This window comes from Methanoculleus sediminis (genome assembly GCF_001017125.1).
GTDB classification, from domain to species: domain Archaea; phylum Halobacteriota; class Methanomicrobia; order Methanomicrobiales; family Methanoculleaceae; genus Methanoculleus; species Methanoculleus sediminis.
Genome location: NZ_JXOJ01000001.1, coordinates 175,114 through 196,588, shown reverse-complemented (window position 1 = coordinate 196,588; position 21,475 = coordinate 175,114). Strand labels below are relative to the sequence as shown.

The following is a 21,475-nucleotide window of genomic DNA, read 5'->3' as shown; positions in this document are numbered from 1 at the left end:
GTTATCTCACTCCTCCCGGTAGCATTTGAACCGTTGCCTCACGCGAAGAGCGCGAAGCCGCGAAGACCATGTGACTGAACCCCCTTGTCCCTTCCCTTCGCGTCCTTCGCGGCTTCGCGTGAGTCTAGATCAATGGTTTACTGGAGGTCATACCCGATCAGGCGCAGGAGTTCCCCCGCCCAGTAGAGTTTCCCCCGCTTGAGGGGATCGACATTTCTGTCGGCGAGATCGAACCCGACGATCCGGACGCTCGCCGCCCCGAGTTCGTCGGCGGCAAAGACCGCCCGGTCGCCGTCGGTGAACCCGCCGAAGTTGTGGACGTGAGGGAGCGGTGCCGCCTGCGTGGTCGCGACGAGCGGCCCCGGGATACGCGGAACCCAGTGGCGGAGGAGCGGGACGTTGTCGCCGTGGGCGTGCACGACCATCACCGTCCCCTGCTCCGAGAGGTCGATGAAGACGTCCGTCGCCCCGTCGAGGTCGGTGAAGACCGCGTCCGGCCGGATACCGTGATCCGCGAGCACCTCCGCCGCCGCATCGGCGGCAAGCACCGTCCCCTCGATCCGGTCGAGTTCCCCGGGGAGGGATGGGGCGTTCCCGCAGACCGTCACCGGCCTCCCCCGGAGGAGCGTTTCAAGCAGCCCGACGTCGTCGCGGTCGGCAAGATCCGCGAGCACCCGGGCGGCCGCCTCGTCCGCCTCGCGCTCGAACCCGAAATACGCTAAAATTGCAGTGTAGTGAGGCTCCCAGTCTGAAAACCTCATTGTCCGTCCTCGTCGTCCAGGCCGACGATGCTCGAGAACCTCTTCAGGATCGGATCGATGATCAGCTCGAGCAGACCCTCCTTCTCCTTCGCCATGGAGAAGTAGTTGAGCGGAATCAGGGCGGCCGCCATCGTGGCGTGCCCGCCGGCCTCGCCGATAGGCCCGAACGCCTCGGCCATCACGTTGCCGAGATGGAGCCTGATATCCTTGTTCCGCGCCGAGATGATGATGTTCTGGTCGCTGATGCCGTAGACCAGCGCCGTGTTCACGCCCTCGAGATGGATCAGCATATCGGCCGCCTGCGGGAGAGCGTCGCGGTTCCTGATGTAGCCGACGTTCGAGAAGAGGTAGCCGCTCTTGAGCCGGCGGTTCCGGATGGCGTTCCCGATGATCTCCAGTGTCTCGAGCGACATGGAGGGAGAGGTGATCTTGTCGAGAAGGTCCGAGTCGGTCAGGGGAAGGAGGAACGCCGCGTAGTTGAGGTCCTGGGGGGTGACGTTCCGCTTGAAGTCGCGGGTGTCGGCCCGGATACCGTACAGGAGTGCGGTTGCCACCGACTTGTTCACCGGGATATCAAGCTCCATCAGGTACTGGGTCATGATGCTCGCCGTGGCGCCGACTCCCGGCCGGATGTCGATGAAGTCGGCGACGGTGGACGGATGCTCGCCGTTCTTATGGTGGTCGATGATGATGTTGACCCGGGTCGACCTGGGGAGCTCGTTGTTCACGCCGGGCCCGGACGAATCGACCAGGGCGATGTAGTCACACTCCTCGAGTATCTGGGGGGTGAGCCGCTCCAGTTTGATATCGAGAAGATTGATGAACGCCCGGTTCTCCTGGTGCCCGATGTCCCCTTCGTAGACGATGCGGCAGTTGAGCTTGTTGCGGCTCGCGTGCCGTGCAATCATCGAGAGCGCCATGGCGCTCGATATCGAGTCGGGATCGGGGTTCAGGTGAGTGACGATGCAGAGCGTCCCCTCCCAGGAGGCGAGCATGTCGTAGAGCCGCAGGGCGAGCCGTGACGAGTGCAGTTTCCGGATATGGTGGATGGCGGTTCTCGCGACCACTTCCTGCGGGTAGAGGACGATATCGGCGCCTTCCTGCTGGAGGAGGTCGACGCTGACCGGGTCTGTGGCGCGTGCGATGACGTAAGTCGCCGGATACCGGTTCTTGACGGTCTTGAGCGCGGTCAGGTTGGCTTCCCGATCGTTCGCGAGGATGAACGCGACCTCCGGCACGGGCAGCCCTTCCATGAAGTTCGGGTCACGGAGGTCGCGGACGAGCGCTTCGTACTTCTGATCGCGAAGATCCTCCACCCGCTTCTCGTCCTTATCGACGATGATGAGATCTTCGTTCTCCTGCTCGAGCTCCTCGGCGACATTGTAGCCGGTGCTCCCGCACCCAAGAATGATGTATTTGATACGTTCTTTCGAAACGTTCTGGACCGCCTCAGGCATGCGTACAATGGTGTAACTTCTCATGGTATTAAGGGATTCCATTTCGGCGATTTTCGGGGAGATTCCATAAAGTTTATACCGCTTCCCATGCAACACTATTAGGTCAGATACATGGGCCTGTAGCTTAGTTCGGCAGAGCGACGGACTCTTAATCCGTAGGCCAAGGGTTCAAATCCCTTCAGGCCCGTCGAACACCCGATTCTTTCCATCCTTTGTACCCGAGATCGATTCTTTGTTTACTTCAGGTTGCGACCGTCCGGTTCGCGCGATCATGCTCCGCAGAGCGGTTTCTCCATTGCGGTCGGGACGCCCCGCCGTCCGGTCAACCCCCACCGGCCTCCGCCCGCGCCGGAGTTTCTCACGGAAGGCCGGTCGTTGCAACGGAAACGGGATCGTGAAGGCACATATATGCCGCTGCTATATAAATCCTGCCCCGGCGGAAAACCCGCAAGAGCGTTGCGCGGGGAGGGGAGACCCGGAGACACCCCGTTCCATACCGCTCCCGCAGTTAAGGCGGCAGGGTCAAAAAAGAGCGGATTCCCGATACGCTGTGCCCGTAGAAAAGGGGCCGGGCTTACCGCCCGATCTTCAGGAGCATCTCCTCGAGCGTCGGGTAATGCGACTCGATCCGCTCGATCGTCGCACCGTCGGCCGCAAGCGCCGCGGTCGTCCGGTTCAACTCCTCTACGGAACGCGCCTCGGCAAGGTACCGGCCGTCGGAGGCCGAGTAGCCGACCGATGTCGCGAACGCCGCCGGGTCGGGAACCCGGAAGAAGACCTGGTAGGTGAGCGACCCGAAGGTCTCCCGGAGTTCGGGCATGGTGCCTTTCGCCACCACCTTCCCCCGGCGCAGGATCAGGACGAGATCGCAGGCCTCCTCCACCTGGAAGAGGTTGTGGGCGGAGAAGATCACCGTCTTGCCCCGGGCGCGGAGATCCTTGACGTAGTCGAGCACCGACCGCGAGGTCATGGGGTCGAGGCCGGAGGTGGGCTCGTCGTAGATGAGCAGCCCCGGGTCGTGCATCAGCGATCGCGCAATCGCGACCTTCCGCTTCATCCCCTTCGAGAGTTCCCCGATCTTCTTTCCATCCGCATCGAGCGCGAGCGAATCGAGGAGTTCGTCGCGCCGCTCCCGGATGGCCGGTTTTGAGAGACCGTAGATCTCCCCGAAGAACGCGAGATACGCGTCCGTGGTCATCGTCTCGTAGAGCCGCGACTCTTCGGGGAGGTACCCCAGGTTCTGTTTCAGGTCGAGCGGCCTTCTGACAACGTCAACCCCGTCGACGACGAGGCAACCCGACGTCGGCGAGATAAGGCCGGCCATGATCTTCAAGAGCGTCGTCTTCCCGGCGCCGTTATGCCCGATAACCCCGAGTATCCGTGCATCGTCGAGGTCGAACGTGACGCCGTCCAGCGCCGGGAAGTCGCCGTAATGCTTGACGAGAGAGCGGGCCGTGATCATCCGGTATCCCTTATGTCTCCGATGCCTACTAATAGGTTGCTGCACAGAGATATGGTTCTCCGAAGCCTTCAGGGATTACCATGAGTCTCGCCTCCTCCATCCGGACGATTGCCGCCTGGGAGATGAACCGATCGATGACCACGATGGGGAGAAGCGTCCTCCCGCTTGCGGCGGGGCTTCTCGTCCTCCTGGTGCTGGTGACGGCATTTGCCGCCCAGAGCGGCGTCCATATGCAGGACGGCATGTACCGCATCGGCATCGACGACCCCGAGATCGCCCGGATCGTCGCTCCCGACAGCCGTTTTACTACATATCTCGATAGCGGGGCGGCCCTCTGGGAGAGCCGGTTCGCGTACGACATCGTCGTCCTGCAGGGCGAGGTCTACGCCGCCGATACGGACAAAGGGCGAGCGGCCTTAAAGACGCTCGAACGCGACTACGAGAGTTACGTCTCCCGCGTGGCCGCCGGAGAACCCGACCTCTTCGCCGCCTACCCGCTCTGGATCGACCTCCAATACGTGAAGAGCGAGATCGACTTCCTGGCGACCCAGAGCGGGCAGCAGGTCGGCGCCCCGGCGGACGCCGGAAGACCGCCGGTCCCCTCGGGCCCGGTCGAAGCGGTGACACCGCCGGCGTCGGCAATGCCCATCTCCGAGGAGACCCTCCGGGAGCACCTCGCCGACACGGGGAGCGGGCATCCCCTCGAGCGCTACACCGGTGTCATCTCGGGCGGTTCCGCCATGGAGCAGTTCAGGACGCCCTCGGAACTCTCCCCACCGCTCCCGTTCGATGCAATCATCCTGGTATTCGTCTTCATCTTCCCGCTCTACTTCACCTCGCAGTTCTTCATGATGAGCGTGATGAACGAGCGGGTGGGAAGGGCCGGGGAGGCCCTCCTCTCCACCCCCGTCCGGCCGGCCGCAATCGTCGTCGGCAAAGCGCTCCCCTACTTCACGATCATGATCCTCATCTCGGCCGTGATCACCCTCTCTGCCGGGGCGCCGATGACCATCCTCCTCCCGCTCGTCCCGGTCATCCTCTTCTTCCTCGCAAACGCCCTGATCATCGGGATGGCCTCACGGAGTTTCAAGGAACTCTCGTTCGTCTCGATCTTCTTCTCGACCCTCGCCACGTCGTACCTCTTCTTCCCGACGGTCTTTGCGAACACCCACGTCATAAGCATCATCTCGCCCCTCACCCTGGTCGTCCTCGATATCCAAGGCGACGGGTTCACCGCCATGCAGTATGTCTACTCGACCGTGCTCTTCTTTGCGACGAGCATCATCCTCTTCTACGTCGGCATCACGAACTTCCGCGAGGAGCGGCTCTTCTCGCAGAAGCCGCTCGCTTCAAGGCTCGCGGACTTCGTCTCGGCCGGGATAAGCCGGGATCACCCGCACCTCTCGCTCTTCCTGCTCGCCGGCTTCACGATACCGTTCGTCTTCATGGCCCAGATGCTGACGCTCGTCCTCTTCTTCAACATCCCGATGCCGCTCTCCCTTGTTCTCCTGACCGTCTCCGCGGCGTTCATCGAGGAGTTCGCGAAGTCGATCGGGCTTTACGCGGTGGCACGGGAGCGGCCCGGGTTCCTGACGCCGAAGAACCTGCTCATCGGTGCGGTCGCGATCGGCTTCGGGTTCCTGGCCGGTGAAAAACTCCTCCTCTTCGCCACGCTCGCCCAGATCACCGAGTCGATCTTCGGGAGCGTCCTCTTCCTCTCCCTCCAGGTGCTCTGGATGCCGCTCCTCCTCCACATCGCGGGCGTGCTCGTCACCGGCGGTTTCCTCCTGCTCTGGGGGCGGCAGGGTTACGGGCCGGGGCTCATCGCGGCGTGCATGGTGCACAGCCTCTACAACCTCTACTTCCTGATGGGGGCGCTCCTGTGAAGACACGAAATATCGGCCTTATCGCGAAGAAAGAACTCCTGGGACTCTCGTCGGAGAAGACGATCGTCTTTGCGATCCTCCTGCAGGTCTTCATCGCGATGTTCTCGTCGTTCCTGATGGTGGGGCTCACCGCCATGTACGACCCGGAGGCGATCGAGGGCTACTCGACGACCACCTACGGCGTCGGCTACGCCGGAGCAGACTCACCCCTCATCGACGAGTTCGAGAAGCGAGACGACCTCATCCTCCACAGGATGGATCTCAGTCAGGCGCTTGCGGCGCTCCGCGAACGAAAGATCTCTGCGGTGGTCTACGTCCCGGACACCCCGCCCGACGCAGAGAAGCCGGTCACGGTCACGCTCTACCTCATCCAGAACGACCTGCAGTCGAGCGTAATCAACGTCAAGGTAAAAGAGGTGCTCCAGGGTTACGAGAAGGAACTCCGGGAGGTCCGGGCCGACCGGATGACCGCCTTCCCGGTCTCGCTGAACTTCCCCGAGTCCGGCGGCGGCGAGAACTTCTTCGAGTTCGTCTACGGCCTCCTCATCCCGCTGCTCGTCCTCCTCCCGGCGATCGTCTCGGCTGCCCTGATCATCGACCTCATCACCGAGGAGTACCAGCGCCAGACGCTCGAGACGCTCATGTCGACACCGGTCACGTTCGCGGAGATGGTCTGGGGGAAGGTTGCCGCCTGCGAGGTTCTGGTTCCGGTTCAGGCCGGAGCCTGGCTCCTCCTCCTCGGGTTCAACGGCATCGCGGTCGATAACGCCGCCGCAATCCTCCTCCACGCCTCGGCGGGTGGGCTCTTCCTCATCCTGCTCGGGGCTCTCGTCGCGCTCCATTACCGCGAACGGACGAGCGCCCAGTTCATCTTCTCGACCGCACTCGTCGTGGTCTTCCTCCTCGTCATGGCCGTCCCATACAACCCCTTAAACCTCATGGTCAGGCTCGCGGTGGACACCGCCGGTCCCGTTCACTGGCTGATCCTCGCGCTGGTCGCGGGCGCGACGGTGCTCCTCGGGTGGGCCGTAACGGCCTACGCCCGCCGGGTCGGGGAGGCAGCCCCCCTGGCCCGGTGAGCGGGAGGGGGTTACGGCGTAGCCGTCATCTCGCCGCATTCTATCGTGGGCAAAATATATATCGGAGGATATGCAATTCAGCCCATCGATGACCCACCTCCGTCACCTCAATACCACCTGTGCAGTCTGCGGCGAGGCCTGCCGGTTCACCATTCCCGAGGCCACGGGCTGCGTCGGGTCGCGCGACCTCGATACCCGTCCCGCCGAACCGCTGCGGTCCACTATCTACGCATGGGTGAAACGGTGCCCGTCCTGCGGCTACTGCGCACCCGATCCGGGCAAGGCCCCAAAAGGAGCAGCCGACGTGGTGAAACTCCCGCGCTACCGGTGGCAACTCGACGCCCGGAAGTTTCCGAATATTGCAAACACCTTCCTCTGCTGGTCGATAATCCAGGAAGATCTCGGTCTTTTGGCCCAGGCTGCATGGGCATCCCTCCACGCTGCATGGGTCTGCGACGACGAGGGGAAGGATGTGCCCGCCCGGATCTGCCGAAAACGTGCCGCCGACCTCCTGCGGCGGGCGAGGGAGAAGGGCGAGCGGCTGGCCACCCTGGAAGGGGCGGACGAAGCCGTCCTCGTCGACCTGCTCCGCAGGGCAGGAAGGCTCCGGGAGGCCCGCGCCGTTGTCGCGGAGACGCTGGAGAAGAACCCGCTACCCATCATCGCCGACATCATGCGGCTCCAGGCCAGGCTGATCGCCGCCTCGGACCGGGGCGCCCATACCGTTGCCGAGGCCCGGCGGTTCAGGCGGCCCGTGCCGCTCTGACCGGCAGATCCCCACCTTTTGTATACTGTTCCGGCGATACTGTATCATGGAGATCACGATCCTCTCCCCCGGCATCTACACCTACGGCGCCATGCTGATCGGCGGTGTCCTCCGTGACGCGGGTCATCGGGTGACGCTCACCCGGGCACCCGCCGTGCCGGCCAATCCGGTCCTGCTCATGAGCCTCTTCTCGACCCAGCACCTCCTCGACCCCGCGATCCGGGATCTGATCCGGACTCACCGCGAGCGCGGAGGGGTGGTCTACGTCGGGGGGCCGGTCTCGGCCGCACCGGAGATGGTGCTCGGGGAGCTCGCCCCCGACGCGGTGGTCGTCGGCGAGGGCGAGGAGACGGTGGTCAGGCTCGTCGAGGAGGGGGTCTCGCCCGATCTTTCGGGGATCGCGTTCCTCGACGCCGGCCGGCCGGTCGTGATGCCCCCTGCCCCTCCGGCGTCGATGGATCGTCCGCTCCCCCTGATCCCGGACGACATCGGGAGCCAGAGCGTCAGGGGGGCGAGCGCCTACATCGAGACCCACCGGGGGTGCATCGGGGGATGCACCTTCTGCCAGGTGCCCCGGTTCTTCGGAAGGACGATCCGGAGCCGGCCGCTTGATCGCATCGTCGAGGAGGTGAAGGCCTTTGCGGCGCACGGGGCGACAAGGCTCTCGGTCTCCGGGGGGACCGGATCGCTCTACGGCTCCACCGGTGGTGAGATGAACCCGGAGGCCTTCATCGCCCTCCTCCGTTCGATGGCGGAGGTGATGGGGCAGAAGAACGTCTCCTCCCCCGACATCCGCGTCGACTGCATCACCGACGAGATCCTGGATGCCGTCCGGCAGTACACCATCGGGTGGGTCTTCTTCGGGATCGAGTCGGGGAGCGAGCGGGTGCTCCGGATGATGGGCAAGGGCGCGACCGTCCGGCAGGTCGAGGAGGCGGTGGAGCGGTGCCGGGCGCACGGCCTTCGGGTTGCAGGAAGTTTCATCGTCGGCTACCCCGGGGAGACGGAGCGGGACTACGAGGCGACGAAGGACCTCATCGCCGCACTCTCCCTCGACGACGTCTTCGTGAGCAGCGCCGAGCCCATCCCGGCGACACCGCTCGCCGACCTCGCGGTCAGGACGCCACGCGATAAGAATCCGGCGTTCGTACCGCATACCGGGGAATACCGGGCGCTCGATCTGACCGAGAGCGAGGCCCGGTGCTTCGACCTGATGATGCATGCCGATCTCTTCCGCCCGCAACTGCGGCTCGTGACCGACGAGGTCTACAACACCTACCTCGCCGAGGCAAGGAAGCAGGGGCGGGACATCAGGGCGGCGACCGAACTCATCCTCCGATACGCCCGGGCGTAAGGTTCGGGCCGGCATCCTCTCCCTTTCTTCTTTTTACCGCCGGACACCGCCCGGTCTACGCGAGCCGGAAACCCTTAAGTATCCTCGAACATCTACTCCCCCGCCTTGAAGGGATAACCTCTTCGAGAAAAACGAGTTGGAGGGAGATACGATGGCTGAACAACAGATGGGATCGGTGCTGGAGACCCGGCCGGGACGGGAAGAGACGGTGAACCTGATGCGTGCGCACGACATCCGGGACATCAAGGTGCGAAACCCGGAAGGAGAGAACCTCGGCGATATCAGCGATGTCGCGATAGACCGCGACAGCGGCTGCATAGCGTACGCCGTACTCTCCTACGGCGGAATCCTCGGATTCGGCGAGAAACATTTCGCCATTCCCTGGGAGGCTGTTCGCACCCGCACCGGGGAGAGAAGCGTTGTCGTGGATGCGGATAAGCGGACGCTGGATAGTTCTCCGGGGTTCTCCCGGGACAGGATGCCGCGCGAGGCGAACTGGAATCTGGTCAGGACATCGCCCCCGGCACGTGCGGCAGCGGAGCCCGCGGCCCCGGTAACGGAGAGGGAGGTTCCGCCGTCACGAGGGGTGGGCACGGCTGCAGCAGCGGCCACCGGCGCAGCAGTGGCAGGCGCAACGAGACCGGTGGAGACCACGTCCCCTGCCGGAGAGAGGGTCGTTCCGACGCCGCCGCCCGTTCAGACGGTCGCACGCGGCTGGGGAGAGCAGCCGACGACGCAGCCCGTCGAGGAGCGGCCGGTGACAACGGAGGCCCCGCCCCCCCGGGAGTCCGGGGTCAAGCCGGTTCACAGGGAGCGCATAGTCGAGACCGCGCCCCGCGAGACCGTCGTCGAGGAGGTCAGGAGGGAGCCGCCGGCCGCGATGGAGACCCGGCCGGTGACGGAGGCCGAACGGTCGCTTATGACACCGGGACCTTCCGCCGGGCGCCTCTCGGCCGCCGGCCTGCAGACCTATCTTGCGGGAATGAACTATCCGGCAGGCAAACAGGATCTCGTTTCCCGTGCCCGGCAGAGCAATGCGCCGCAGAGCGTGATCACGGAACTTGAGAACTTCAACGACCGTACATACCGTTCGGCCGCCGACGTGAGCGCGGAGTTCGGCAGCGAGGCCCGCACCCGGCAGCCGACCGGGATCGAGACGCCTGCAAGAGAGGTTCGCGAAACCACCGTGGAAGAGGCATACGAGACTACTGCCATGAAGGAAGTACGCGAAGAGGCACCCGCGACCCGGAGGACGGTGCCGCCTCGCATCCGCCTTTCCGCCGCCGACCTGCAGGTCTACCTCAAGGGCATGGACTACCCGTCAGGGAGGCAGGATCTCATCACCCATGCCCGGAAGAACAACGCTCCGGATGACGTGATGACGGCAATCGAGGGCTTCTCCGACCGGACGTATCAGTCCGCCGCTGATGTGAGCACGGAGTTCGGCAGGGAGACCCGTGGCGAGCAGCCGACCGGGATGGAGACGCGGCGGGAGGAGACGATCCGGCCTGAAACCGTCACCGAGGAGGTTCGAAGAGAGACCATCGTCGAGGAGCGGCCCGAGACCCGGACGAGAGCGCCTTCCCTCACCCGTCTCTCCGCCGCCGACCTGCAGGTCTACCTCAAGGGCATGGACTACCCGGCGGGCAAACATGAGATCGTCGCCCAGGCACGGAAGAATAACGCCCCACAGGACGTGATCACGACGATCGAGGGGTTCTCCGACCGGACGTATCAGTCCGCCGCAGATGTGAGCTCGGAGTTCGGAAAGATCAGGTGACGGGGAACCCGCCTGCGGGTGGGAGCCGGGAAACACCCCTCCCGGCCTCCCCCGCATGCCCATTTTACGCCGGATAACGCTTCGCCGGTACCCCGGTGCCGGAACCGGGGAACTGTTAAATAGTCACAACACGCATCGCCCGCTCTGCGCGAAGGTGAAGATCGCCTTCGGATGCACGCCAGGGATATGGTGGTTGCAATGGCTGAAACGATTCTGGAGCAGCAGGTGCGAAGGACGGAGGGGCAGGATTTCTTCTCATCCGAAGACGTCGTAGGGAAGCGGGTGAAGAACCCGGAAGGTTATGATCTCGGCGAGATCTCGAGCCTGCGGGTCGGCCTGCCCACGGGAAGAGTGGCGTACGCGGTGCTCAGGACGGGCGGCATGTTCGGCCTCGGAGCGAAGCACTTCGCGATCCCCATCGAGGCCATGGTCTACCGGCCGGGGGACGATGTCTTCGTGGCGAACATCAGCAAGTACCGGCTCGACAACGAACCCGGGTTCTCGGAGGGGGATTGGCCGAGAGAAGCGAATTGGAGCCTGATCGAGTCGAGACGTCCCATGGGCCCCCCGAGCCAGGAGGAGGCCCGGGCCGTGACCCGAACGGAGCCGCCGCCCCGCGAGGTCGTCACGACGGAGCGGGTGGAGGTGCGGGAGCGGGCACCCCGGGAGGAGATGCCGATACGGGCCGAGGAGGTGGAAGAGACCCGGGCACGGACGGCGGTGCCCGTAACGACGGCCCCGTCCCGCGAGACCGTCGTCGAGGAGGTGGAGACCCGGCCGGTGACGGAGGCGCATGCGCCGACGCTCGAGTCCATGATGAAGGCCGAGGACGTGGAGAAGGGCAGGGTCGAGACGGTGGTGCCCGGTGCCGGGACCGCGCCCCGCGAGACCGTCGTCGAAGAGGTGGAGACCCGGCCGGTGACGGAGGCCGAACGGCCCACGACGACGGGGGCGGCTCCCGGACACCTCTCGGCCGCCGGCCTGCAGGTCTACCTCAAGGGCATGGACTACCCCGCAGGAAAGCAGGATCTCGTAACCCACGCCCGGAAGAACGATGCCCCGGAGAGCGTGCTCACGACGCTCGAAGGGTTTCCCGACCGGACCTACCGTTCGGCTGCCGACGTGAGCGCGGAGTTCGGCGGCGAGGCACGCACCCGGCAGCCGACCGGGATCGAGACGCCTGCCGGGGATGTTCGCAAGACCGGGACGGCGGCACCGTCGCTTACGCACATCTCGGCCGCCGATCTGCAGGTCTACCTCAAGGGCATGGACTACCCGGCGGGAAGGCAGGACCTCATAACCCATGCCCGGAAGAACGACGCGCCGGAGGGCGTGATCGCGGCACTCGAGCTGTTTGAGGACCGGAGTTATCGGTCGGCCGCAGACGTGAGCACCGAATTCGGGAAGGTCAGATAACCCCACTATTTTTCAAGAAACCGAACGGGCAGTTACGGGAAGAGTTTCGTCTGGATAGTGTCCCGGTCGCCGAACGTGAGGTGGCGCGCGGCGGCCTTCCCCCGGACACCGGCACGCGCAAGGTCGGCCGGGGAGGCGAACGGCCGCACTCTTCGCAGGCCGAGGATCCGGTCCGCGGCCTTCGGCCCGATCCCGGGGACGCGGAGGAGGTCGCGGCGCGGGGCGAGGTTGACGTTCACCGGCATCCTCCCGGCCGCAAGAACAACTTTCGGGTCGCGGTTTGCGAAGAAACCCCTCTCGTCGAGAGCAGCCCGGAGCTCGTCGGCCGTGATCCCGTAGTCCCGGAGCAGGAAGTCGGCCTGGTACCACCGCTGCGCCCGCCATGCCGGCGTATCGGGGTGCGTTGCGAGGGGAGTCCGGGGGAGGGAGCGGAACGCCGAGAAGTAGACCCGGGAAGGCCGGACACGTCGGTACTGGTCGGCAAGGCAGGAGAGGATCTCCGCATCGGTCTCGTCCGCAGCCCCGACAACGAGCTGCGTGGTGTGGCCGCCGGGCTTCTCCTCCGCCACCCATGACTGGCGCTTCAGGATATCCTGCCGGTAGTCCTTCACCCCGGCGATGCCCCCGAGGCGGTCGGGCGACGTCGTCTCCAGGTTGATGCTGATCCGGTCGGCCACGCGAGCGGCGTCGTGGATATCCGCCCGGGTTGCGCCGGGAAGGATCTTCAGGTGGAGATACCCGCCGTAACCCCGGCGGCGCAGGGTCTCCCCCGTCTCCACGAGGTCGTGCATCACGTAGTCGACGTCCCGGGGGATGCCGGAGCTCAAAAAGAGCCCTTCGACGAGCCCGTCCTGCCAGAGGCGGAGGAAAGTGTCGGCGAACTCCCGGGGAGAGTAACTCACCGGCTCCCGCTGGGTACGGACGGGGCAATAGGCGCAGTCGTAAGCGCAGGTGCCGTTGAGAAGCATCTTGAGCATCCGCCCGCACCCCCCCGTCCGGCGGTTGTAGGAGATATAGGGGGCGACCGTTCGCGGAGCGGGAGCCTGAGAAACTTCCCGGGTCCCGGTTGCGGCCGTGCGGGAGGTGGAAACCGGGGGATCCGGTATTTCCTGCGAGTTGCGGAAATTTTCGAGCGGAACAGGCAGAATTTCCGGAGCGGAAGAGGCCTTTCGGGTCTCGACTGCGACCGGGAGAAGTTGAAGGCACTCGCCCGGGCTGCAGATATCGAACCGCCCGGCAGCGGTGAGATAGGCAAGTTTCTGCTCCGCAACGGACATACGGGTAGCATCGGCCTGCGAGTAAAAGAGCCTGCTCCGCGGAGTGTGAAAGTGTCCGGGGGGCGGTCTCCACTCCCGGGGGAAAGAGATATGGTCTGCGCCGGAATCTATCACCGCAAGGAGAGAGGAGATGAAGGGTCGGCCCGAATACGATGCGGTGGTCGTCGGCGGCGGGCCCGCCGGGAGCACCGCCGCCTGCCTGCTCGGGGAGTCCGGGCACAGCGTGGCGCTCCTCGAGCGGCGGGCGTATCCGCGGAACAAGGTCTGCGGGGGCTGCCTCAGCCAGAAAACCGTCCGATTTCTCGACCGGGCTTTTTCTCTCCCGGTCGCTGCTCTCCGGCGGGAAGGGCTGCTCGACTTCGCCGGGACGGGGTACGCACTCTACATCGGGAGCAGGCGCATCCTCGCCGAAGACCTTGATGAGCCGGTCTACTTCACCGGCAGGGAACGCTACGACGCTTTTCTTGCAAAGATGGCGGCACGGGCAGGGGCGGAAGTCCACACCGGCGCGGAAGCGGCAGAGATCGACCACGCCCGCCGGACCGTCACGACATCGGACGGCGACCGGTATTCAGCCCGGGTCATCATCGGGGCGGACGGAGTTCACAGCCGGGTCAGACGCACCCTCCCACAGAGCGTCGTCGACAGGAAGCGATGGCACAACAACCTCGGGTGGACACTGGAACTTGTAATCCCCCGCAGGGAGGCAGAGGCGCTCGTAAACCAGGACGGCCCGATCCGCCTGGATAACGGCCTCGCGACGCCCCACCTGGCCCTCGGCGCCTGCCGGTGGGGCTACGGGTGGGTCTTCCCGAACAGGGAGGCGATCATCGTGGGGATCGGGGGGCTGCTATCGGTGAACAGGAACGGTCTCCGCAGGGAACTCGAAGCGTTCCTGAAGTCAGTCGGGCTCTCCGCGTTCGCTGACCGGAAACCAGCGGGATACCTCCTGCCGCTCGGGAACTGCATCCCCTCCCCGGCGCACGGGGAGACGGTTCTCGTCGGCGACGCGGGCGGGTTTACGGGCCCGCTCCTCGGGGAGGGGATCTTCTACGCCCACCGGACGGCGGAACTCGCCGCCCACGCCGCCGACCGCCACCTTACCGCCGGAGCACCGCTCGCCGCGACCTATACCGCCCTCCTCCGCCGGCGCCTCATCCCCGAACTGCGGGCGGAGACAGCGCTCCGGAACTTCGTCTACCGCTGCCTCGACGCCCGGATGCACGCGCCGCTCGCGGCGTTCATGCGGGCGACGAACACCCTGGTCATCGACGCGGTGCAGGGCACCCGGTCGTTTCGGGGGTTTTTCCGTGACGACGACCTCCACTCCGGTGTGTGGTGAAAACGACGGGCCGCAGGGCCGGAGTTCGAGAAAACGCTTCGCGTTTTCGAAGGACGACTCCCCCGCAGGGTGCGACGGGCCGCAGGGCCGGAGCGTGAGCACCGCCAGGTGCGAGCAGCGACCTCCCCACAGGAGCGAAGTCCGGCGGATACCATTATCCATCCATACGTTCAGAACGCCGCAGTCATGAACACCCCACGCCACCCCGCCCTCTACGAGGTCAACGCCCGCGTCCTGCTCCGCCGCCTCGGCAGAGAGGCCGGGCGCCGCCTCACGCTCGACGACATCCCCGATTCCCGGCTCGCGGAACTGGCCGGGTGCGGCTTCTCCCGGGTCTACCTCATGGGGGCCTGGGAGACCGGGGAGGCCGGGCTCCGGGTCTCCCGCTCGAACGAGCAGTGGCTCGCCGGGTACCGGTGCCTGCTCCCCGATCTCGACGAGGAGGACATCTGCGGCTCCCCCTTCGCCATATCAGGCTATCTCCTCCACCCCGAACTCGGGGAGCCGGAGGCACTCCCCCGGTTCCGCGACCGCCTGCACCGGCACGGAATCCTCCTCTTGCTCGACTTCGTCCCGAACCACACCGCTCCAGACCACCCCTGGGTGCGGAATCACCCGGATTACTACGTTCACGGCACGGAGGAGGAACTCGCCCGCCGGCCGCAGGAGTTCACCCGGGTGAATCTTCCCGACGGCCCGGCCGTCTTCGCCCACGGCCGGGACCCCTACTCCGGCGGCTGGCCCGACACCCTGCAGCTCGATTACGGCAATCCGGCCTTGCAGGAGGCGATGATCGCCGAACTGCAGAGGATTGCGGGGCAGTGCGACGGTCTCCGGTGCGATATGGCGATGCTCGTCCTCCCGGTGGTCTTCCGCCGGACCTGGGGGCGGGAGATGGAACCCTTCTGGCCCCGGGCGATCGAAGGCGTCCACAGAGAGCACCCGGGCTTTCTCTTCATGGCGGAGGTCTACTGGGATCTCGAGTGGACGCTCCAGCAGCAGGGGTTCGACTACACCTACGACAAACGGCTCTACGACCGGCTCCGGAACGGAGCGGCAAGGCCGGTGCGGGAGCATTTTTGGGCTGACCCGGAGTATCAACGGAGATCCGTCCGGTTCCTCGAGAACCACGACGAGAACCGGGCGGCGGCGGTCTTTCCACCCGACCGCCATCGGGCCGCCGCCGTCCTCGCCTTCCTCTGCCCCGGCCTGCGGTTCTTTCACCGGGGGCAGCTCTCCGGGCGGCACAAGAAGATCCCCGTCCACCTCTGCCGGGAACCAAGGGAGCCGGCCGACCGGGCCATAGAAGAGTTCTACCGGGGGCTCTTGACCTGCCTGCGCCTGCCGGTATTCCGGGACGGGGAGTGGCGGCTCCTCGACTGCAATCCCGCCTGGGAAGGCAACCCCTCCCACGACGGGTATGTCGCCTTCGCCTGGGAACACAGAGGAGAGCGCTCTCTCGTCGCCGTCAACTACGCTCCCGACCGGGGGCAGTGCTACGTCCCGTTCCCATGGGCGGACCTCGCGGGGAAGGCGGTCCGGCTCCGGGACCTCATGGGGCCGGCGCAGTACAACCGGGAAGGGGGAAGCCTCCTCTCGCCCGGCCTTTTCCTCGACATCCCCGGGTGGGGCTGCCACGTCTTCGAGGTCACGGGAGAGTGACCGCTCCCTTCAGGGAGACGGGGGAAGGTCTTCCACCGGGAACTGGACCTCGGTCAGGAGGTCCTCCTCTGGCACCTCGGCAGGGTCGTTGAGGTAGAGTTCCCGCGAGGGGCCGGCCAACGCCAGGCGGCGCTCGCCCATGTAGCCAAAGAGTCGCTCGTAAGCCTTCCCCACCCCGGGGTAGGGGCCCGTGTGGAGCACCGAGACGAACCGGCCGCCCGGAAGGGTCACGACCCCGGCGGCCGTCCCCTCGAGGTTGACCGACCCGGTGATCGGGATCGCCACCTCGATATCCGCGTCCGTCTCCCGGTACTCCTCGTCGTGACAGATGAACATGATCGGCCCGGCAATCCTTGCAGCCGGCTGCCGTCCTCCCTCAGGACAGACGTAACCGAATAGTTCCCCGATCATTCTCGGGATCGCCTCCTGGTAAACACCCCGCTCCCTGAGGCTGAGCGCCCGCACGGCGGGGATATCCTTGATAACAGGTTCGGTAATCGACATACTGAATCCTCCGTTGAACGGGTCCTGCTGCTGTTTGCGCAGGGCCTCTGCAATCGCATGCAGCCGGCCGGCCTCCCGCTCGGTTGCGGCGAGACGCCGTGCGAAGTGCTCCCGGATCGTTGCGGCATCGCCGCGTTCCCGCGCCTCGAGGATGGCTTCCACCTCGGAGAGGCCGAACCCGAGCCAGAGCAGGTTTCGGATACGGATGCCCCGCTCGACCTGGGGGCAGGTGTAGTAGCGGTATCCCGTGCAGATGTCTCTCGCCGCAGGGGCGAGGAGCCCCCGCTCGTCGTAGAGGCGGAGCGCTTTCTGCGAGAGATGGGTGATACGCGAGAAGGTGCCTATGGGAATCTGATCGACCGGCATGGATTACATCCACCTGTTGGCGTCGCCGGGTAATAGACGGTCGGAGTCTCCCCCGGGGGAGAGTTCCCGGCGCCGCGACTCATGGTTGGACGGCCCTCACCACTTCTGGATGAGGGAGAGGAGCATCTTTCGGACCTGTCCGGTCAGTTCGCAGGAGGGATTTATCTCGAGCGCCTTGTCGGCGCACGCAAGCGCGTGCCGGTACATCCCGAGGTGGTAGAGGACACTGCACTTCATGCTCCACCCGGCGGCATACTTCGGGTCGATCGAGAGGACCTGATCGAAGCATTCGAGCGATTTGCGGTACTCCCCGAGCGCGTAGAGGGCGCCGCCCTTCAGGCTCCAGACCCGAACGCTTCCGGGATCGTCGGCGATGGCGCGATCGTAGCAGGCGATTGCCTCCTCGTGCCGGTGCCCGAGGAAGTGAGCGTAGCCGAGATCCGTCCAGGCCGCCACGAAGTGGGGGTCGATCGCGAGAACGCGCTCGTAACAGGCGACCGCATCGTCCAGGCGGTGCATCGCGACGAAGACGCCGCTCCGGTTGTACCAGGCGACCGTGGAGTCCGGATTGAGCTCCACCGCCCGGTTGTAGCAGGCGAGCGCCTCCTCGAGCCGGTTGCGGCGCCGGTGCAGCATCCCCCGGGAGACCCAGGCGGGAGCAAAACCCGGGTCGATCGAGAGCGCCTTCTCCCAGCAGTCCAGAGCATCCTGGTCTCGCCCCAGAAGGTCGAGAAAGACTCCTTTGTTGTTCCACATCTTCACGTTCGCCGGGTCAGTTTCGAGCACCCGGTCGAAACAATCGATCGCCTCGCGAAACCGCCCTTGCTGCGCAAGGGAGACGGCTTTTCTGCTCACTGTGGTATCGGTGCAGGCGCCTTCCCGGTCTCCGGGTTCGCTCCTGCCGAAGAGCCTCTCTGTAATGCTCACGCCGGACATTCCCCCCATGGTCACGCAACTGGTAGCGCGCATATAATATAACCGTTACCCCCGCAACCGGACCCGGCAGGTAGACCTGTCGGGTTTCGGGAGGGTCCTGCCGGGTGTGTCACTCCAAACGACACCGTGCTACCGGAAGCACCCGCGCCACCCGTCCGATCCCTCCCTCGCGGCGGAGCTCGGTATGCACCCGGGCATGGCAGATGCCGCAGAGCGTGATGAGGTTTGACGGATCATCGTTCGTGGGATCGCGGTCGATATGGTGGATATGGAGGTCCTCTCCCCCGCCGCAGACGGTGCACCGGTTCCCGTCGCGCTCAAGCACGGCGTTGCGAATCTCTTTCCACCCCGAAAGACCGTACTTCTCCCGCGCCCGGATGGGAGTCTCGAAGCGTTCGCAGTAGATGAGGCCGCCGCTCCTCACGGCAAAAGCGCACCGGCAGCAGAGCCGGCGAAACCCGTTCCGGGCGGGATCGTCCCCGCAAAGAGGGGGGCGCGAACGATCAAACGCATCCAGGCAGAGTTGAATCTCGGTGCTCACGATCTAAAGAAGGTGGGTCGTGGAACGGGATAAGTGGTTGTCCACCCATCCCGCGGATCACGGCGGCGTCGGGACGGGCGTCGCGGGGGCCACGGACGTCCGGCTCTGGTGCAAAATGTCGCCTGCAGTGTTCCGGATCTCGATCTCAAGCGCTACGCGGTCAAGGGGATCCTCGCGCGGGATGACGATCTCGATGGGGTTCGCACGGGAGATACCCTCATATCGCACGTTCTCCCGGGTCTCGATGGTGGTGCCCCATGAGACGTCACGCTCGATCGTGCAGGTTGCGCTGTAGGTTCCCGGATCATCGGAGTCCGGGACGAACCGGAACTCCACACGGTCGTCGTAACCGGAGGTCTCGCTCCGGAACTCCGTGACTGCCTGCCCCATGGAAGACTGCTCTTCTCCGGTGCACCCGGCGGAGAGGAGCACCGCCGCTATAAACAGGCAAGCGAGAATCAGGCGCATCGTCGTTGTAGTCGTCATTAACTGCCTCCTGTCCGGCACGGCCGCGGACTGCGGCGCGGACAGAGAAGTGTTGGCATCGGGACATAGAAATTGCTTTTGCGAGGGATGCGGCAAGACGTCACCCCTTCTTCTCTTCGCGGTAGGGGATCGGGACGTAGGCGACCGACGGACGGCGGGGCATCGCCTGGGGGAAGAGGTCCATCAGCCGGTAGATACCGGCGGGCATGCCTGAAGTGACGGGGAGCCCGAGTTCCCGGGCCTGCTCGAAGGTGATCGGGTAGTCGTGCGTCCACGTCCCCCCCGAGAGCAGACGCGCGAGGCTGTCCGCCCGTCCGGCGTCCATCTTTTCCCGGAGGAGATCGGCCACGAACTCCCGCATCTGGGTCTGGGCCTTGGCCGCGATGTCGACCAGGATGAACGTCTCGTCGTCGATCTCCTCCGGGGGTTTCAGACGCGGAACACGCAGGAGCGAAGCCGCCGGGTACTCCCCGATCCGGGGGTCGACCGGGCCGAGCACGGCGTTCTCGTCCATCGCCACCTCGTCCGCCGCGAGGCAGATGAGCGTCCCGCCCGACATGGCGTAGTGCGGGACAAAGACCGTCACCTTTCCCTTGTGGCGCCGGAGGGCCATCGCGATCTGCTCCGACGAGAGGACCAGGCCGCCGGGGGTGTGGACGATGAGGTCGATCGGCATCTCAGGTGAGGTGAGCCGGATCGCCCGGAGAACCTCTTCGGAGTCGTTGATGTCGATGTAGCGGAAGAGCGGGATGCCGAGAAACCCGATCCGCTCCTGCCGGTGGATGAGGGCGACGACCCGGGTATGCCGCTCGGCTTCGAGATCCCGGATCGCCCGCAGGCGGCGGGCACGGGTCACCTGCTGCTGGACGACCGGCACCGCGAAGAGGAGAATGACGACGGCGACCAGCAGCACCGTCCAGATATCGGGCATACCGGCACCATGGTGCGCACCCCCGATAAAGAACGTTCGCTTCGCAGGATGGTTCAGGAGAGAAACTCGTCGATCGACGCCTGCCGGGTGCGCCCGCCCTCGAGCGCCGAGAGCCTGACCCCGATAAGGCGGACGGGCTCGCCGTTGAGAAACGGCAGGAGAAGGCCGGATGCGGCCCGCCGGATCGTCCCCGGATCGCTGGTGAACCGCGGGAGCGTCCGCGACCGGGTATGCGTCTGAAAGCCGCGGTACCGGACCTTGACGGTGACGGTCCGGCACCGGAGGCTCTCGGCACGGAGCGTCCCGGCGACGTCGTCCGCAAGTTCGGCGAGGGTTTCCGCGAGGACGGGTGGATCGGCGGTGTCCGCTTCAAACGTCGTCTCCCGGGAGATGGATTTGCACCCCTCCCGGCCCTGAACCTCGCCGTCGTCGATCCCCCGGGCGAGGCGGTGTACCCGGACGCCAGGTCTCCCCATCCGGGCGATGACCTCCTGGACGTCGCGGCGTGCAAGGTCGCCGACGGTCAGGATGCCCATCTGCCGGAGATCCTCGCCGGTCTTCTTCCCGATCCCGGGGATTTTTTCCACCGGCAGGGGGGCGAGGAACCCGGCGACCTCGTCCGGACGGACGACCGTCAGCCCGTCGGGTTTGTCATAGTCGGAGGCGATCTTCGCCACCGCCTTGCCCGGGGCGACGCCCACCGAGCAGGTGAGCCCCGTCTCTTGCCGGATCTCCTCCTTGATCCGGGCGGCGAGCGCTTCCGCTGCCGGGAAACTGCCGGCACCGCCGACATCGAGGTAAGCCTCGTCGATGCTCACCTGCTCGATGCGTCCGGTGTGCCGGGAGAGGATCGCCATGATCTCTTCCGAAACTCTGACATAGAACGGGCGATCCACCGGGAGGTAGACGCCGTGCGGGCAGAGGTCGTATGCCCGCGAGATCGGCATGCCGGAGTGCACCCCGTAGCGGCGGGCTTCGTAGGAACAGGTGCTCACGACCCCGCGGCCCGCACCTCCCTTCGGGTCGGCACCGACGATCACCGGCCTCCCGGCAAGGGACGGGTCGCGGCGGACCTCGACGGAGGCGAAGAAACTATCCATATCCACGTGCAGGACGATCCTGCCGCCGGTTGTCACTCTTTGAAGTCCTCCCGGTTTCTTACGGGAGTGTTGGGAGTCCGGTGGTATAGGGGTTTGGTGGCGCGGGGCGAAAGTGCAGGGGTGAGAGAGGGTCTGCATGGGTGCCGGATATGGGACGGGAGCGGCTTTCCTGGATCATCACAATGGCTATATAAAAACCCGAAAACGGCTCCCTACAACAACCGGGCACGTTAGATCCGTGGAAATACTCCATGCACTGGACCGTGGGGGTATCGCCACGCACTGCCCCCGCCCCCTGGAGCGGGGTGCGACGGGCCATGGGCCGGAGCATGAGCACCGAAGAACGATGTTCCATCAGGAACGGAGTTC

At 65.4% G+C, this 21,475-nt stretch carries 18 protein-coding genes and 1 tRNA gene; 9 read left to right on the top strand and 10 right to left on the bottom strand.

Annotation, left to right across the window (positions count from 1 at the left end):
* Nucleotides 1–137 precede the first annotated feature (137 nt).
* Entirely contained in the window at nucleotides 138–761 is a 624-nt protein-coding gene (locus SZ63_RS00980) for a 6-hydroxymethylpterin diphosphokinase MptE-like protein (protein ID WP_048179715.1), read from the bottom strand.
* Nucleotides 758–2,218 carry a DHH family phosphoesterase gene (locus tag SZ63_RS00975; RefSeq protein ID WP_048179714.1) on the bottom strand — a complete coding sequence of 487 codons (1,461 nt, stop codon included), beginning with the start codon at nucleotides 2,216–2,218 and terminating at the stop codon, nucleotides 758–760. Before SZ63_RS00975 ends, SZ63_RS00980 begins: the two co-directional genes overlap by 4 nt.
* Nucleotides 2,219–2,331: 113 nt before the next feature.
* Here SZ63_RS00975 and SZ63_RS00970 point away from each other — a divergent pair.
* Nucleotides 2,332–2,405, top strand: a tRNA-Lys gene (locus SZ63_RS00970).
* A 387-nt stretch (nucleotides 2,406–2,792) separates the two neighbouring features.
* Here SZ63_RS00970 and SZ63_RS00965 read toward each other — a convergent pair.
* A complete protein-coding gene (locus tag SZ63_RS00965) occupies nucleotides 2,793–3,680 on the bottom strand; it encodes an ABC transporter ATP-binding protein (RefSeq protein WP_048179711.1) in 888 nt (295 codons plus the stop codon).
* An 80-nt stretch (nucleotides 3,681–3,760) separates the two neighbouring features.
* On the opposite strand from SZ63_RS00965, the gene SZ63_RS00960 reads away from it, so the two are divergent.
* From SZ63_RS00960 to SZ63_RS13135, 6 genes are all read left to right on the top strand, one after another.
* Nucleotides 3,761–5,566, top strand: a complete 1,806-nt coding sequence (locus SZ63_RS00960; protein WP_048179710.1) for an ABC transporter — start codon at nucleotides 3,761–3,763, stop codon at nucleotides 5,564–5,566.
* Complete coding sequence (locus SZ63_RS00955) at nucleotides 5,563–6,645, top strand: ABC transporter permease (RefSeq protein WP_048179706.1); 1,083 nt, start codon at nucleotides 5,563–5,565, stop codon at nucleotides 6,643–6,645. The genes SZ63_RS00960 and SZ63_RS00955 overlap by 4 nt, the downstream gene beginning before the upstream one ends.
* A gap of 88 nt (nucleotides 6,646–6,733) precedes the next feature.
* A complete protein-coding gene (locus SZ63_RS00950; RefSeq protein ID WP_048179703.1) occupies nucleotides 6,734–7,411 on the top strand; it encodes a hypothetical protein in 678 nt (225 codons plus the stop codon).
* A 46-nt stretch (nucleotides 7,412–7,457) separates the two neighbouring features.
* Nucleotides 7,458–8,765 carry a methyl-coenzyme M reductase glutamine C-methyltransferase gene (locus SZ63_RS00945; protein WP_048179700.1) on the top strand — a complete coding sequence of 436 codons (1,308 nt, stop codon included), beginning with the start codon at nucleotides 7,458–7,460 and terminating at the stop codon, nucleotides 8,763–8,765.
* Between the two features lie 151 nt (nucleotides 8,766–8,916).
* Entirely contained in the window at nucleotides 8,917–10,545 is a 1,629-nt protein-coding gene (locus tag SZ63_RS13140; protein WP_241481212.1) for a DUF2795 domain-containing protein, read from the top strand.
* A gap of 198 nt (nucleotides 10,546–10,743) precedes the next feature.
* The gene (locus SZ63_RS13135) at nucleotides 10,744–11,961 is read left to right on the top strand and encodes a DUF2795 domain-containing protein (RefSeq protein WP_241481211.1); all 1,218 of its coding nucleotides are present in this window, start codon (nucleotides 10,744–10,746) and stop codon (nucleotides 11,959–11,961) included.
* 32 nt (nucleotides 11,962–11,993) lie between these two features.
* On the opposite strand, the gene SZ63_RS00920 is transcribed toward SZ63_RS13135, so the two are convergent.
* Nucleotides 11,994–12,938: a radical SAM protein gene (locus SZ63_RS00920; RefSeq protein WP_241481210.1), complete on the bottom strand. Its 945-nt coding sequence runs from the start codon at nucleotides 12,936–12,938 to the stop codon at nucleotides 11,994–11,996.
* Nucleotides 12,939–13,368: 430 nt separating this feature from the next.
* Here SZ63_RS00920 and SZ63_RS00915 point away from each other — a divergent pair, with 430 nt between their 5' ends.
* Entirely contained in the window at nucleotides 13,369–14,580 is a 1,212-nt protein-coding gene (locus SZ63_RS00915) for a geranylgeranyl reductase family protein (protein WP_048179694.1), read from the top strand.
* A 186-nt stretch (nucleotides 14,581–14,766) separates the two neighbouring features.
* Entirely contained in the window at nucleotides 14,767–16,242 is a 1,476-nt protein-coding gene (locus SZ63_RS00910) for an alpha-amylase family glycosyl hydrolase (protein WP_048179692.1), read from the top strand.
* A gap of 9 nt (nucleotides 16,243–16,251) precedes the next feature.
* On the opposite strand, the gene SZ63_RS00905 is transcribed toward SZ63_RS00910, so the two are convergent.
* From SZ63_RS00905 to dinB, 6 genes are all read right to left on the bottom strand, one after another.
* Entirely contained in the window at nucleotides 16,252–17,112 is an 861-nt protein-coding gene (locus tag SZ63_RS00905) for a MerR family transcriptional regulator (RefSeq protein ID WP_048179689.1), read from the bottom strand.
* A 96-nt stretch (nucleotides 17,113–17,208) separates the two neighbouring features.
* On the bottom strand, nucleotides 17,209–18,081 hold the full coding sequence (locus tag SZ63_RS00900; RefSeq protein WP_241481209.1) for a tetratricopeptide repeat protein: 873 nt from the start codon (nucleotides 18,079–18,081) through the stop codon (nucleotides 17,209–17,211).
* 76 nt (nucleotides 18,082–18,157) lie between these two features.
* Entirely contained in the window at nucleotides 18,158–18,589 is a 432-nt protein-coding gene (locus SZ63_RS00895) for an HNH endonuclease (protein WP_048179684.1), read from the bottom strand.
* A 57-nt stretch (nucleotides 18,590–18,646) separates the two neighbouring features.
* Nucleotides 18,647–19,075, bottom strand: coding sequence for a hypothetical protein (locus tag SZ63_RS00890; RefSeq protein ID WP_156168323.1), 429 nt, complete (start codon nucleotides 19,073–19,075; stop codon nucleotides 18,647–18,649).
* Between the two features lie 100 nt (nucleotides 19,076–19,175).
* Nucleotides 19,176–20,006, bottom strand: coding sequence for an SDH family Clp fold serine proteinase (locus SZ63_RS00885; RefSeq protein ID WP_052959025.1), 831 nt, complete (start codon nucleotides 20,004–20,006; stop codon nucleotides 19,176–19,178).
* A gap of 53 nt (nucleotides 20,007–20,059) precedes the next feature.
* Nucleotides 20,060–21,142 (bottom strand): DNA polymerase IV, encoded by a 1,083-nt coding sequence (dinB, locus tag SZ63_RS00880; protein WP_048179679.1) that lies wholly within the window; start codon nucleotides 21,140–21,142, stop codon nucleotides 20,060–20,062.
* Between the last annotated feature and the right edge of the window lie 333 nt (nucleotides 21,143–21,475).